At 69.9% G+C, this 13,809-nt stretch carries 12 protein-coding genes; 6 read left to right on the top strand and 6 right to left on the bottom strand.

Annotated elements, in window-relative coordinates; genetic code table 11:
• Positions 1-78: 78 nt before the first annotated feature.
• On the bottom strand, positions 79-3,708 hold the full coding sequence (gene cobN, locus D7316_RS05020) for a cobaltochelatase subunit CobN (protein WP_124707306.1): 3,630 nt from the start codon (positions 3,706-3,708) through the stop codon (positions 79-81).
• Between the two features lie 265 nt (positions 3,709-3,973).
• Here cobN and D7316_RS05015 point away from each other — a divergent pair, with 265 nt between their 5' ends.
• Genes D7316_RS05015 through D7316_RS05005 form a run of 3 tightly spaced genes read left to right on the top strand, consistent with a single transcriptional unit; the run spans position 3,974 to position 7,290 of the window.
• Positions 3,974-5,143, top strand: coding sequence for a precorrin-3B synthase (locus D7316_RS05015; protein ID WP_408610066.1), 1,170 nt, complete (start codon positions 3,974-3,976; stop codon positions 5,141-5,143).
• A 12-nt stretch (positions 5,144-5,155) separates the two neighbouring features.
• The gene (locus D7316_RS05010; RefSeq protein ID WP_124707304.1) at positions 5,156-5,779 is read left to right on the top strand and encodes a precorrin-8X methylmutase; all 624 of its coding nucleotides are present in this window, start codon (positions 5,156-5,158) and stop codon (positions 5,777-5,779) included.
• Entirely contained in the window at positions 5,776-7,290 is a 1,515-nt protein-coding gene (locus D7316_RS05005) for a precorrin-2 C(20)-methyltransferase (protein WP_124707303.1), read from the top strand. The genes D7316_RS05010 and D7316_RS05005 overlap by 4 nt, the downstream gene beginning before the upstream one ends.
• Positions 7,291-7,338: 48 nt before the next feature.
• Here the strand turns inward: D7316_RS05005 and D7316_RS05000 are convergent, their stop codons facing one another.
• The 4 genes from D7316_RS05000 to D7316_RS04985 are packed head-to-tail and all read right to left on the bottom strand — an operon-like array spanning position 7,339 to position 10,829.
• Positions 7,339-8,112, bottom strand: a complete 774-nt coding sequence (locus tag D7316_RS05000) for a cobalt-precorrin-6A reductase (RefSeq protein ID WP_124707302.1) — start codon at positions 8,110-8,112, stop codon at positions 7,339-7,341.
• Complete coding sequence (gene cobM, locus D7316_RS04995) at positions 8,105-8,872, bottom strand: precorrin-4 C(11)-methyltransferase (protein ID WP_124707301.1); 768 nt, start codon at positions 8,870-8,872, stop codon at positions 8,105-8,107. Before cobM ends, D7316_RS05000 begins: the two co-directional genes overlap by 8 nt.
• Entirely contained in the window at positions 8,869-10,062 is a 1,194-nt protein-coding gene (gene cbiE, locus D7316_RS04990) for a precorrin-6y C5,15-methyltransferase (decarboxylating) subunit CbiE (RefSeq protein ID WP_124707300.1), read from the bottom strand. Before cbiE ends, cobM begins: the two co-directional genes overlap by 4 nt.
• Positions 10,059-10,829, bottom strand: coding sequence for an SDR family NAD(P)-dependent oxidoreductase (locus tag D7316_RS04985; protein ID WP_124707299.1), 771 nt, complete (start codon positions 10,827-10,829; stop codon positions 10,059-10,061). The genes cbiE and D7316_RS04985 overlap by 4 nt, the downstream gene beginning before the upstream one ends.
• Before the next feature lie 61 nt (positions 10,830-10,890).
• On the opposite strand from D7316_RS04985, the gene D7316_RS04980 reads away from it, so the two are divergent.
• On the top strand, positions 10,891-11,292 hold the full coding sequence (locus D7316_RS04980) for a pyridoxamine 5'-phosphate oxidase family protein (protein ID WP_124707298.1): 402 nt from the start codon (positions 10,891-10,893) through the stop codon (positions 11,290-11,292).
• A 31-nt stretch (positions 11,293-11,323) separates the two neighbouring features.
• On the opposite strand, the gene D7316_RS04975 is transcribed toward D7316_RS04980, so the two are convergent.
• Entirely contained in the window at positions 11,324-12,436 is a 1,113-nt protein-coding gene (locus D7316_RS04975; protein ID WP_124707297.1) for a M24 family metallopeptidase, read from the bottom strand.
• An 84-nt stretch (positions 12,437-12,520) separates the two neighbouring features.
• Between D7316_RS04975 and D7316_RS04970 the strand changes: the two genes are divergently transcribed.
• Both D7316_RS04970 and D7316_RS04965 read left to right on the top strand, forming a co-directional pair.
• Positions 12,521-13,495, top strand: a complete 975-nt coding sequence (locus tag D7316_RS04970; protein ID WP_124711122.1) for a 5'-3' exonuclease — start codon at positions 12,521-12,523, stop codon at positions 13,493-13,495.
• Positions 13,492-13,800, top strand: coding sequence for a putative quinol monooxygenase (locus D7316_RS04965; protein WP_124707296.1), 309 nt, complete (start codon positions 13,492-13,494; stop codon positions 13,798-13,800). The genes D7316_RS04970 and D7316_RS04965 overlap by 4 nt, the downstream gene beginning before the upstream one ends.
• Positions 13,801-13,809: the final 9 nt, after the last annotated feature.

Here is a 13,809-nt window from a genome sequence, read left to right as displayed (position 1 = left end):
GGTCCATCACCCCGTTCAACGATCGGATGTCGCGTTTTTCTCCCGATCTCACCCGATTTCTGGATCGGGGCGTCGATGTCAGTCCGCCCGGCCCTCGATGTCGCCCTCGGTCTGCAGGTAGACCTGGCGCAGCTGGTCGAGCATGTCGGCGGGCGGCTCCTCCCACAGGTCACGCTCGACGGCCTCGAGGAGGCGTTCGGCGATGCCGTGCAACGCCCACGGATTGGATTGCTGCATGAACCGCTGGTTGTCCTCGTCGAGGACGTAAGCCTCGGTCAGCTTCTCGTACATCCAGTCGGCGACCACGTCGGTGGTCGCGTCATAGCCGAACAGATAGTCGACGGTGGCCGCCATCTCGAACGCACCCTTGTATCCGTGACGCTGCATCGCGGAGATCCAGCGGGGATTCACGACGCGCGCGCGGAAGACCCGGCTCGTCTCCTCCGACAGGGTGCGGGTGCGCACCGAATCCGGCCGCGTGCTGTCACCGATGTAGGCATCGGGTGAGGATCCGGTCAGCGCACGCACGGTCGCGACCATGCCGCCGTGGTACTGGAAGTAGTCGTCGGAATCGGCGATGTCGTGTTCGCGGGTGTCGGTGTTCTTGGCGGCGACCGCGATCCGCCGATAGGCGGCCTGCATGTCGTCGACCGCGGGGACGCCGGCCAGGTCCCGGCCGTAGGCGTAACCGCCCCACTCGGTGTAGACCCGGGCGAGGTCGGCGTCGCTCCGCCACTCGCGGGAGTCGATCAGTTGCAGCAGGCCGGCACCGTAGGTGCCCGGCTTGGAGCCGAAGATCCGGGTCGCGGCCCGCCGGCGGTCACCGTGGTCGGCGATCGCCGCCCGCACGTGGGCGGCGACGAAGTTCTGTTCGTCGGACTCGTCGGCCGCGGCGGCCAGGGCCACCGCATCGTCGAGCATGGTGACCACATGCGGGAATGCGTCCCGGAAGAACCCGGAGATGCGGACGGTGACGTCGATCCGCGGGCGGCCGAGCTCGGCGATGTCGATGAGTTCGAGATCGACCACGCGACGAGAGGCCTCGTCCCAGACCGGCATCACCCCGAGCAGGGCGAGCACCTCGGCGATGTCGTCGCCGGAGGTCCGCATCGCGCTCGTCCCCCACACGGACAGGCCGACCGACGCCGGGTACCCGCCGTGCTCGCCGAGATAGCGTTCCACCAACGAATCGGCAAGGGCGCGACCGGTTTCCCACGCCAGCCGCGACGGCACCGCCTTCGGGTCGACGGAGTAGAAATTGCGCCCGGTCGGCAGCACGTTGATCAGGCCGCGCAGTGGTGACCCGCTCGGACCCGCCTCGATGAACCTGCCGTCGAGGGCCCGCAGGATCTGGTCGATCTCACGCGTCGTCCGGCGCAGGCGCGGCACGACCTCGGTCGCGGCGAAGGCCAGGACGTCGGCGACCGCTGCCGGGTGTCCGTCTGCTGCGTCCGCGACGGCCTGCCCGGTCCATTCCCCCTTGGCGCAGGCGGCCACCAGACCGCGTGCGGTGGCCTCGACGTCGTCGACGGTGCCGCGCGCCGCGGTGCCGTCCTCGTTCAGCCCCAGGGCTTCGCGGAGACCGGGCAGCGCCTGGCTCCCACCCCACAGCTGGCGGGCCCGCAGCATCGCCAGGACGAGGTCGACCTCCGCGTCGGCCTCGGGTGGCGAGCCGAGCACGTGGAGGCCGTCGCGGATCTGCACGTCCTTGATCTCGCACAGCCAGCCGTCCACGTGCAGCAGCATGTCGTCGAAGACGTCCTCGTCGGGACGTTCGGACAGACCGAGGTCGTGGTCCATCTTCGCGGCCGTCAGCAGTGTCCAGATCTGCTGGCGGATCGCGGGCAGCTTGGCCGGATCCAGGGCGGAGATGTTCGCGTGCTCGTCGAGCAGCTGTTCGAGACGGGCGATGTCGCCGTAGGACTCCGCGCGGGCCATCGGCGGGATCAGGTGGTCGACGAGGACGGCATGGGCCCGACGTTTGGCCTGCGTGCCCTCGCCGGGATCGTTCACCAGGAACGGGTAGATCAACGGGACATCGCCGAGGGCGGCGTCGGTGCCGCATTCGGCCGACATGCCCAGCGTCTTGCCGGGCAGCCACTCGAGGTTGCCGTGTTTGCCGACGTGCACGATCGCGTCGGCTCCGAAGCCGGCGATGTCGGTGCCGGTGCCGGTATCGCGGCCGGTGAGCCAGCGGTAAGACGCGAGATAGTGATGCGATGGCGGCAGGTCGGGGTCGTGATAGATCGCCACCGGGTTCTCGCCGAAGCCGCGGGGCGGCTGGACCATCAGCACGATGTTGCCGAACCGCATCGCCGCGACGACGATGTCGCCGTCGGGGTTGGCCGAACGGTCCACGAAGAGCTCACCGGGTGCGGGTCCCCAGTGGTGCTCGACGGATTCCCGAAGTCCATCCGGCAGGGTCGCGAACCAACGGCGGTAGTCGTCGGCCGAGACCCGGATCGGGTTGGCGCTCAGCGATTCCTCGGTGAGCCAGTCGGCGTCCTGGCCGCCCTTCTCCACGATCGCGTGGATCAGGGCATCGGAATCGTCCTCGGCCAGCCCGGGTATCGCGTCGGGTCCGGCGACGGGGCCGATGTCGTAACCGGCCGCTCGCAACGCGGTCAACAGGTGCAGCAGACTGCGGGGCGTGTCCAGGCCGACGGCGTTGCCGATACGCGCATGTTTGGTCGGATAAGCCGACAACATCAGGGCGACACGGCGTTCCGCCGGCGCGATGGTGCGCAGTCGCGCGTGGGCCACCGCGATGCCGGCCACGCGGGCGCAGCGCTCGGTGTCCGGCTGATACCAGGGCAACCCGTTGTCGTCGAACTCCTTGAAGGAGAACGGCACGGTGATGATCCGGCCGTCGAATTCCGGCACGGCGACCTGGGTCGCGACGTCGAGGGGGGACAACCCGTCGTCGGTCGCGGCCCAGTCGGCGCGGGAACCGGTGAGGCACAGGCCCTGCAGGATCGGGATGTCGAGTGCGGCGAGTTGTTCGATGTTCCACGCGTCATCGTCGCCGCCGGCCGATGCCGTTGCCGGCGTCGCGCCACCGGCCGCGAGGACGGTCACCACGAGCGCGTCCGCGGTGCCGAGGAGCTCGATCAGATCGTCGGGCGCGGTCCGCAATGAGGCGCAGAAGATCGGCAGGGCGCGGGCGCCGCGGTCCTCGAGTGCGGAGCACAGCGCGTCGATGTATCGCGTGTTGCCGGCGAGATGCTGGGCCCGGTAGTAGAGGACGGCAACGGTCGGGGCGCCCTCTACCGATGCGCGCTGCGTGCGCTCCAGGATTCCCCAGGCGGGGGTCTGCTGCGGCGGGTCGAATCCCCGGCCGGTGAGCAGCACGGTGTCGGACAGGAAGTTGTACAGATTGACGATGTTCTCGACGCCACCGGCCGCGAGGTAGTTGTGCGCCTCGGCGACGACGCCTGCGGGGACGGTCGACCGCGCCATCAGATCGGGGTCGGGTTGCTGCTCGCCGGAGCAGACGACGACCGGCTTGCCCGTCGCCGCGACGGCGGCCAGGCCCTCCTCCCACGCCCGGATGCCACCGAGGATGCGCACGACGATCAGGTCGGCGTCGGCAGACATTGATCCGATGTCGTCGACCAGGATGCGGGATGGGTTGGCACCCACGAAGTCGGCGCCGCCGGCGGCCGCGGTGATGAGATCGGTGTCCGAGGTCGAGAGCAACAGGATCATGGGTCTCCTCGCCGGGAATCCGCGCCCGGTGCGTGTGGTCGGTGGTGCCGGTGGACGATGGTGCTGTCGGTTGTCCCGAGAGGCAGGTCTGACTTCGGTGATCCCGGTCGATGATCGGGTGCACCGTCACAGTGGCGCGACCGTGCCGGACTTGCACCGGCTTCTGCCGCTCTCGGTGCGTTCAGCCTAGTGGGAGACGATCATCGGCCCGGTGGCGAGGCCTGGTTCCGGTGGCGGGCGGCTCGCTTCCGCGGTGCCACCTACCCTGGAGACCGTGACCGAGCCCGCCCCACGTGTTGGCGCTGATCGCTGCCCCGGTGTCTTCAGCACCCACGCCGCCGCCGACGGCGCAGTCGCCCGCGTGCGACTGCCCGGCGGTCGGCTCCGGGCCGAACAATTGCAGTTGTTGGCCCAGGCCGCGGCAGCCCATGGCGACGGCCATCTCGACCTCACCGCCCGCGGCAATCTGCAGTTGCGCGGCATCACCGACGTCGACGCGGTCGCGGACGCCGTCATCGAGGCCGGGCTCGCGCCGAGTACGACGCATGACAAGGTCCGCAACATCGAGGTCAGTCCGTTGACCGGCCGCATCGGCGGGCTCGCCGACGTCGCGCCGTTGGCCGAGTTGCTCGACGAGCGGTTGCGCGGTGATGTCGCCGCCGCCGGTATGTCCGGTCGGTTCCTGTTCGGACTCGACGACGGCCGCGGCGACATCGTGCGCCACGACCCCGACGTGTGCGCGGTGGTCCGGGTCTCGGCGGGAACGGACGACATGGCGGCCGACGTGCTCGTCGGCGGCAGCGCGGTCGGTTCGGCGCGTGGAGCGGGCGACGTCGTGGACGCGCTGATCGACGTCGTCCATGACCTCATCGACATCGCGCCCGGGAGTTGGCGGGTCGCCGATCTCGATGACGCGCAGAGAAATGAACTCTGCGCCCGGGCGAGGGCACGCCTGGCCCCACCCATCGGCGGGCCCGATCCGGCGCCCGCCGACCCGATCGTCGGCTGGTTCGATCAGGACGACGGACGGGTCCTGCTCGGCGCCGTGGTGGAACTGGGCCGTATCCCCGCGCGCCTTGCCGAATTCCTGGCCGCCGTCGACGCCCCGATCATCGTCACGCCCGATCGGGAGATCCTGCTCTGCGACCTGGACGAGGGCGTCGCCGAGACCGTCGTCCGGGTGCTCGCTCCGATGGGACTGATCTTCGACGCGACCTCGCCGTGGGCATTGGTGAGCTGCTGTGTCGGTGCACCCGGCTGCTCCAACGCGCTGGCCCCGGTCCGGGATGACCTGCTGGCGCGCGTACGCGACGGACAACCCGTGGACGAGCGTGAGCACTGGGTGGGTTGCGGGCGGCGCTGCGGTTCCCCGGCCGGTCCGCACACCGGTGTCGAGGCCGATCCCGACGGCGGGTATCGCACCCACCGTCGATAGGCTTGCGCCACCATGACCGACTACCTGCGTGACGGCGCCGCCATCTATCGCCAGTCCTTCGCCACCATCCGAGCCGAGTCCGACCTGTCGTCGTTCGGTCCCGACGTCGCCGGCGTGGTGGTGCGGATGATCCACGCATGCGGGCAGACCGACCTCACCGACGATGTGGTCGCGACCGCAGGTGTCGTCGATGCCGCACGCGCCGCACTCCGTGCGGGTGCGCCGATCCTGTGCGATGCATCGATGGTCGCGGCGGGGGTCACCCGCAAACGACTGCCGGCCGACAACGATGTGCGGTGCCACCTGTCCGAACCCACGCTGCCGGATCTCGCGGTCCGGATGGGCACCACCAGAACCGCGGCCGCCCTCGAGTTCTGGCGACCGAACCTCGCCGGATCGGTGGTCGCGATCGGCAACGCGCCGACCGCACTGTTCGCGCTGCTGGACATGATCGACGCGGGCGCCCCACGGCCCGCGGCGATCGTCGGCGCCCCGGTCGGCTTCGTCGGTGCGGCGGAATCGTGTGCTGCGTTGGCCGCCCGCGCCGACCTCGAGTTCATCACGGTGACCGGACGCCGCGGCGGCTCCGCGATCACCGCCGCGGCGATCAACGCGCTCGCGTCACCCGAGGAGTGAGATCTGTGACTGACACGAGTTCGACCGGCAAGCTCTGGGGTGTCGGTCTGGGGCCCGGCGACAGCGAGCTGGTCACGGTGAAGGCGGCGCGGGTCATCGGGGCCGCCGACGTGATCGCGTATCACTGTGCGCGACATGGCAACAGCATCGCTCGCTCGGTGGCGGCGCCGTATCTGCGTGACGGCCAGGTCGAGGAACGACTGATGTACCCGGTGACCACCGAGGGCACCGACCACCCGGGCGGCTATGCCGGCGCCCTGCAGGATTTCTACGCCGACAGCGCCGAACGTCTCGCCGCCCATCTGCGCGCCGGCCGCGACGTGGCGTTGCTGGCCGAGGGTGATCCGCTGTTCTTCAGCTCCTACATGCACATGCACAAGCGGCTCGTCGACGAGTTCGACGCCGAGATCATCCCGGGCGTGACGTCGGTGAGTGCGACCTCGGCCGCGGTCGGCATCCCCCTCGTGGAAGGTGACGAGACGCTGACCGTGGTGCCCGGCACGCTGCCGGCGACCGAGTTGACGGCTCGGTTCCGGGCCGCCGATGCCATCGCCGTGCTGAAGCTGGGGCGCACCTTCGTCCGCGTGCGGGACGCACTGCAGGCCGCCGGACGTGCCGACGAGGCATGGTATGTGGAACGGGCCTCCACATCGGTGCAGCGCGTTCTGCCGTTGACCGAGGTGAATCCCCAAGACGTGCCGTACTTCTCGATGGTGGTGGTGCCCGGACCGCGGAACAACCCCCATCGGCAGGTGGTGGGGAGCGTGAGCGGTGAGGTGGTGATCGTCGGGTTGGGGCCCGGTGCGGATGACCTGACCACACCGGCTGTGCAGGCCGAGTTGGCGCGCGCCACCGACCTGGTCGGTTACAAGACCTACCTCGCGCGCGTCACTCCGCGACCGGGTCAACGAGTGCACGCCAGCGACAACCGGGTGGAGGCCGAGCGGGCGGAGTTCGCTCTCGATCTCGCCACCCGCGGTGCGCGCGTCGCGGTGGTCTCGTCGGGCGATCCGGGAGTTTTCGCCATGGCGGCAGCGGTGGCCGAGGTCGCCGCCGAGCCCCGCTGGCACGATGTGCCGATCCGGGTGGCGCCGGGCGTCACCGCGGCGAGTGCGGTCGCCGCGGCCGTGGGCGCGCCGCTGGGTCACGACTTCGCGGTGATCTCGCTGTCGGATCGGCTCAAGCCGTGGGACGTCATCGCCGATCGGATCCGTCATGCGGTCGCCGCCGATCTGGTCGTCGCCATCTACAACCCGGGGTCGGCGGCCCGTGGTTGGCAGGTCGGCGCGCTCAAGGACATCCTGCTAGAGTCGGCGTCCGCGGACCGGGTGCTGGTGCTCGGGCGGGATGTGGGCGGACCCGAGGAGCGACTGACGACCACCACGGTGGGCGCGCTGGACCCGGAGATCGTGGACATGCGCACGCTGCTCATCGTCGGTTCGTCGGCGACGACGGCCGTGCGGCGCCGCGCCGGTGACCTGGTCTACACACCCCGCCATCACTCCGGCTGACGGGCTCCGTCGTCGGGGTCATGGCTCGAACGGGTCGCAGCGCAACGGTCACGATTCCGACGGGGTGACGCCATGACGAATCCACTCGATGGCTGCCGAGACCGATTCGACCGAGTCACCATGACCGGGTTCGGGCGGTCGCTGCACCATGATCACCCCGACGCCGAGCTCGGCGGCCGCGACCAGCTTCGCCCGGGTGAGTTCTCCTCCGCTGTTCTTGGTGACGAGCAGGCCGATCCCGTTCTGCTGCAACAGTGTTCGCTCCCCCTCGACGTCGTAGGGGCCCCGTGACCGCAGGATGCGGTGCCGAGGTGGGAGCTCGGCGGTCGGCGGGTCGACCACCCGGATCAGGAACCAGGCCGCCTCGATGGGGGCGAACACGCCGACGTCCTGTCGGCCCGTCGTGAGGAGCACGCGGAGGTCGCCGCGCGCGGCCGCGTGTGCGGCGACAGCCTGTGCCGCCGCAGTCATGTCCGGTACCGATTCCCACGTGTCGGCCGGACCCGGCGTCCACGACGGGCGCCGCAACCGGAGCAGTGGCAGGTCGACGGTGGCCGCGGCGGCGGCTGCGTGCTCGCTGATGGTCGCCGCGAACGGATGTGTGGCGTCCACGACCGCCATCACGTCGTGGGCGCGCAGCCAGTCGACGAGACCGTCGATGCCCCCGAAGCCACCGATCCGGACCTCGCCCATCGGCAGCCGCGGGTCGCGGACACGCCCGGCGAGCGAGCTGACGACCGGCAACCGCGCCGTGGTCAGCTCGGCGGCCAGCGCCCGCGCCTCCCCCGTCCCGCCCAACAGCAGGATGGGTCGGTCACCCATCGGTGCGGAGCTTCGTCATCCGGGCCTCGGAGTAGAGATAGCTGTCGCTGACAGTGGTCGAGGCGTTCGGGTCGAGAACCCGTCCGACGAAGATCACCGCGGTACGACGGATACCCGCCTCGCTCAGCGCGGTGGGCAGCTCGGTCAGCGCGCAGCGGACGATCTGCTGATCGGGACGGCTGGCGAACGCGACTGTGGCCGTGGGACAGTCGCGACCGTAATGCGGCGCCAACGCGTCCACGATCTGTTCGGTCCGGTGGGCTGCGAGATGCAGTGCGAGCGTGACACCGGTGGCGGCCAGCCGATCGAGATCTTCGCCGGGCGGCATGTCGGTGGACAGCGTCGAGACCCGCGTGATCAGCAGGCTCTGGCCCACCCCCGGCACGGTCAGCTCTCCGTCGAGCGCCGCCGCGGCGGCGGCGAAGGCAGGCACGCCGGGGACCACCTCCACCTCGATCCCCCGCGCCAGGAGTTCCCGGCGCTGCTCGGTCATCGCCGAGTACAGGGAGGGGTCGCCCGAGTGCAGGCGTGCCACGTCATGGCCCGCGGCATCGGCCGCGACGATGTGGGCGATGATCTCCGGCAACCGCATCCGCGCGGTGTCGATGAGGGTCACACCCGGCGGACATCGCTCCAACAGTTCCGTCGGCACCAGCGAACCGGCGTAGAGGCAGGTCTGGCAGCGGCCGAGGATCTCCGCGCCACGGACGGTGATGAGGTCGGGCGCGCCGGGGCCGGCGCCGATGACGTAGACGGTCATGGCTTGTCCACCGCCCACTGGACGATCGGCAGTGACGGTCGCCAGGTGGTCATCGTCCCCAGCGGCGCGGCCGTCTCGACCGACAGGCGCCGAAGGGAACCACCCTGTCGCCCATACCATTGCGCGAGCAGCGTCTGATTCTCCAGCGTGACCGCGTTGGTCACCAATCGCCCGCCGCTCGGCAGTGCCGCCCAGGCCTCGGTGAGCAGCTGCTCACCGAGGCCACCACCGATGAAGATCGAGTCCGGATCGGGTGTGTCCGCGAACGCCTCCGGCGCCGTACCGCGCACGGTGAGCCGCTCGTGCACACCGTGGCGGGTGGCGTTGACGAGGAGCTGTGCGCTGCGGGTCGCGTCCTGCTCGAACGCGATCGCCCGACCCGTCGCCTCGGCGCGAAGCCATTCGATCGCGACGCTGCCGGACCCGGACCCGATGTCCCACAAGAGTTGTCGACGGCTCGGCGCCAGCGCGGACACCGTCAACGCGCGGACGGGCTGTTTGGTGATCTGGCCGTCGTGGTCGTACTCGTGATCGTCGCGGCCCGGAGTTCGGCTTCGGCGCGGCCCGACGCAACTGATCGCGACGACGTTGAGCGGATCGCCGGCCGGCTCCGCCCAAGTCCGCGCGACACCGCGGATGATGCGCTCGTCCGGACCGCCGAGTTGCTCCAGGACGGTCATCGCCGACCAGCCGAACCCGTTGGCGATCAACAACTCCGCGAGTTGTTCCGGCGTGTCCTGATCGCGGCTGAGGACCAGTAGATCGCGGCCGTCGGTGATCGCGTCACCGACCGAATCGACGTCGCGGGTCACCGTTGTGACGATCGCGACGTCGGCGAGATCCCAACCGAGCCGCGCACACGCGAGGGTGGCGCTCGAGACCGTCGGGATCACGTGCACACGATCCGCGCCGACGGCACGCACGATGGAGGTGCCCACGCCATGAAACATCGGATCGCCGCTGGCCAGGATGTGCACGATCCCCGATCGGTCGTCGTCGAGGACTCGCGCCAGGTGGGCACTCATCGGCGAGGCCCACGGTCGGCGCTCCGCGGTGAGTTCCGGCAGCAGGGCGAGTTGTCGCGCCGATCCGTAGACGACGTCGGCGCCGGTCAGCTCATCGCGAGCGCGTCGGCCGAGGCCGTCCCAGCCGTCTGCGCCGACGCCGATCACCACGAACCGGGCGCTCATCGTGGCAACCGCCGCCAGATCGCGCGCGGCAGAAGCCGCATGCCCACGAACACGGGCCGGAGGATGCCGGGAATCCACACCTCGCCGCGGCCGCGACGATAGGCGCGGGCCACCGCTTCGGCGACCTGATCGGCGTTCACCGAGAACGGCGCCGGGCGTACCCCGGAGGCCATGAGTTCCCGGGTCATCGCCCCGACGACGAACCCTGGACGCGCCAGCAGGAGCCGAACACCGCTGCCGTGCAGGGCATCCGACAGGCCGCTCGCGAAGCCGTCGAGTCCGGCCTTGGTGGATGCGTACACGTAGTTGGCCCGGCGCACCCGGATCCCGGCCACGGACGAGAAGACGATGATCGTGCCCGACCCCTGAGCACGCAGCGCTTGGGCGAGCGGGGTCAGCACGCTGATCTGGGCCACATAGTCGGTGTGGGCGATCTGCAGGGCGTGCGTGACGTCGGTTTCCGCGCGCTGCTGATCACCGAGGATCCCGAACGCCACGATCGCCGCCTCGATCGGGCCGTGACGCTCGATCAGACCCTTGACGAGGGCCGGGTGCGCATCGGTGTCGTCGGCGTCGAAGGCGACGGTGTGGACGTCGGTGGCCCCGGCGGCCACCAACGTCGCCGTCTGCTCCACGAGGTCGTCGGGACGTCGGGCGGCCAACACCACCGTGCGACCGGTGCCGAGTCGCCGGGCCACGGCGACGCCGATCTCACTGCGGCCGCCGAACAGCAGGATGGTTCCGGTCGTCGGTGGTCGCTGGGACATGGTGGCCAGTATCCCATCGCCCGGATCGTCGGCGTCAGGGCGGCGCCGCTAGCGTGAACACATGACCCGCACTGCTGCCGATCTCGGCCCCGGCGCTGTCGAGTTCCTCGCACAGCGCCACCTCGCCACCTTGACCACCCTGCGTGCCGACGGCACCCCGCACGCCGTCGCCGTCGGGTTCACCTGGGACGGCGAGCACGGCGTGGCGCGGGTGATCACCTCCGACGGGAACCAGAAGGTGCGCAACGTCGAGCGGGGTGGCTACGCGTCGGTGACCAATGTCGACGGCCCCCGCTGGGTGACGTTGGAGGGCCCCGCCGTGGTCTCGCGTGATCCGGAGCGGGTGCAGGAGGCCGAACGCCGGTACGCGGCCCGATATCGCGAGCCGAAGCCGAATCCACGTCGCGTGGTGATCGAGATCAGCGTGTCGCGCGTGATGGGATCGGCGACCCTGCTCGGTTGACCCGACCGGCGCCGGTTCGATCGGCGTGGTCTCAGAGCACCGTCAGTTCGTGGGGACGGTTGTTGAGTGTTTCGCAGCCCTCGTCGGTGACCACCACGATGTCCTCAATCCGGGCGCCCCACCGACCGTCGAAATAGACGCCCGGTTCCACACTGAACGCCATCCCCGGACGCAAGGTGATGTCGTTGCCACTCACGATGTAGGGCTCCTCGTGCACCGACAACCCGATCCCGTGACCGGTCCGGTGGATGAACCGATCGGCGAGCCCGTGCTCGCGCAGAAGATCTCGGGCGGCGGCGTCGACCTGTTCCGCGGTGATGCCGGGCCGGATGACCTCAAGCGCCGAGCGCTGTGCCGTCTGCAGCACGTCATACGCCTCGGCCACATCGGCAGGTGGCCGGCCGAAGCAATAGGTGCGGGTGGAGTCGGAGTTGTAACCCGGGTCGACGGGACCGCCGATGTCGATGACCACGATGTCGTCGCACTCGATGACGCGGTCGGAGAACTCGTGATGGGGGTCGGCGCCATGTGGCCCGGAACCGACGATGATGAACGCCGCCTCGGTGTGTCCCTCCGCGAGGATCGCGGCGCGGATGTCGTCGGCGACCGCGCGCTCGGTGCGCCCCGGACGCAACCACTCACCCATGCGTGCGTGCACTCGGTCGATCGCGGCCCCGGCCTGGCGTAGGACGGCTATCTCGCTGGCGTCCTTGATCATCCGCAGTTCGCGTAGTACCTCGGTGGCCAGCACGGGGGTGCCGCCACCGTGTGCGGCGATCGGCACCACATGCAACGCGGGCATCGTGTCGCAGACGGCCAGCCTGGCCTGCGCGGGCAGACCGTCCAGCGCCAGCGCGTAGGGATCCTCGCCGTCCACCCAGTCGGCCACGTCGACGCCGAGATCGGCGACCGCCGAGTCGCGGACCGAGGCGAGTTCCAGACGCGCGACCACGAGACGCGGGGCCGCATCCGCCGGAACCACCAGCGCTGTCAGCCGTTCGAAGGTGTCCGCGCGGGATCCGGTGAGGTACCGCAGATCCGGACCGGTCGACACCACGAGGGCGTCGAGACCCGCATCGGCAGTGAGCTTCCGGGCCCGGTCGAGGCGATTGCGATAGACATCGGAGGAGAACCGGTAGGCCATGAGCGCAGCCTACCGCTGTGTCGATTCGGAGCGAAGAATGACAGAGTTGGTCCCATGGCTCCCGATCACACATCCGGTTCGCTGATGCTCCTCGACGGGGCGAGTCTCTGGTTCAGATCCTTCTTCGCATTGCCCGAGAAGATGACCTCACCGGACGGGCGTCCGGTCAACGCGGTGCGTGGCTTCCTCGACACCATCGCGACGTTGGTCACCCGTGAGCGGCCCAGCAGGCTCGTGGTGTGTCTGGACCTGGACTGGCGGCCGGCGTTCCGCACCGAGCTGATCCCGTCGTACAAGGCGCACCGGGTCGTCGAAGAGGTCGCACACACCGTCGAGGTGACCGCCGACGGAACGCCGGTCACCGACATCGAAGAGGTCCCCGATACGTTGACGCCTCAGGTCGACATGATTCTCGACGTCTTGCGCTGCGCCGGAATCGCCACGTCGGGGGCGATCGGCTGCGAGGCCGACGATGTCATCGGCACGCTCGCCTACGACGAGTCGACGGACCCGGTGATCGTCGTCAGCGGCGATCGCGATCTCCTCCAGGTCGTCGCCGACGACCCGGTGGAGGTGCGGGTCCTGTACGTGGGACGAGGCCTCGCCAAGGCCGAGATGATGGGACCGGTCGAGGTCGCCGAGAAGTACTCGGTCCCGGTCGACCGTGCCGGGATGGCGTACGCGGAGATGTCGATGCTGCGGGGGGACCCGTCGGACGGCCTGCCGGGCGTGCCGGGGATCGGCGAGAAGACCGCGGCGACACTGATCACCGAGTACGGCAGTCTCGATGCACTCGAGGCCGCGGCCGCGGACAGCTCGTCATCGGTGCCCACACGCAGCCGCAAGTCCCTGCTCGCATCGACCGACTACCTCACCGCGGCCCGCACCGTGGTGCTGGTCAAGACCGATGCCGACACGATCGACAGCACCGACGACGATCGGCTGCCCGATGCGCCCGCCGATCCCGGCGGTCTCGCCGACCTGGTCGACGAGCTCGGCATCGGTGCATCGGTGTCGCGGCTGTCGAAGGCGCTCGGCTGGCCGGTCTCCGCCGGATGACGACGCCGGGCCGGGCGCAGGCGATCCGCCTGACGGGGTGGATCGCCATCGATTCCGAGGAGCTCCGACGACTCGCAGCCTTGCTCGACGAGCATCGGGTCCGCACGCTCGCCGAATCGGGATGCCTGGAATTCTCGGTTCGGCCGAGTCCCACTCATCCGGATCGGCTACTGGTCGACGAGCGTTTCGTCGATCGGGCGGCCTTCGACGACCACCAGCGTCGCACCGCCGATTCCGCGTGGGGTGTTGCGACGCGACACCTGCGACGGAACTACACCATCTCCGACGACACGCTCGGACCGTAGTCCGGCGGC

This window comes from Gordonia insulae, from assembly GCF_003855095.1.
Classification (GTDB): Bacteria; Actinomycetota; Actinomycetes; order Mycobacteriales; family Mycobacteriaceae; genus Gordonia; species Gordonia insulae.
Note: the sequence above shows the minus strand (reverse complement) of the source record. Positions and strands in the feature narration are given on the sequence as shown.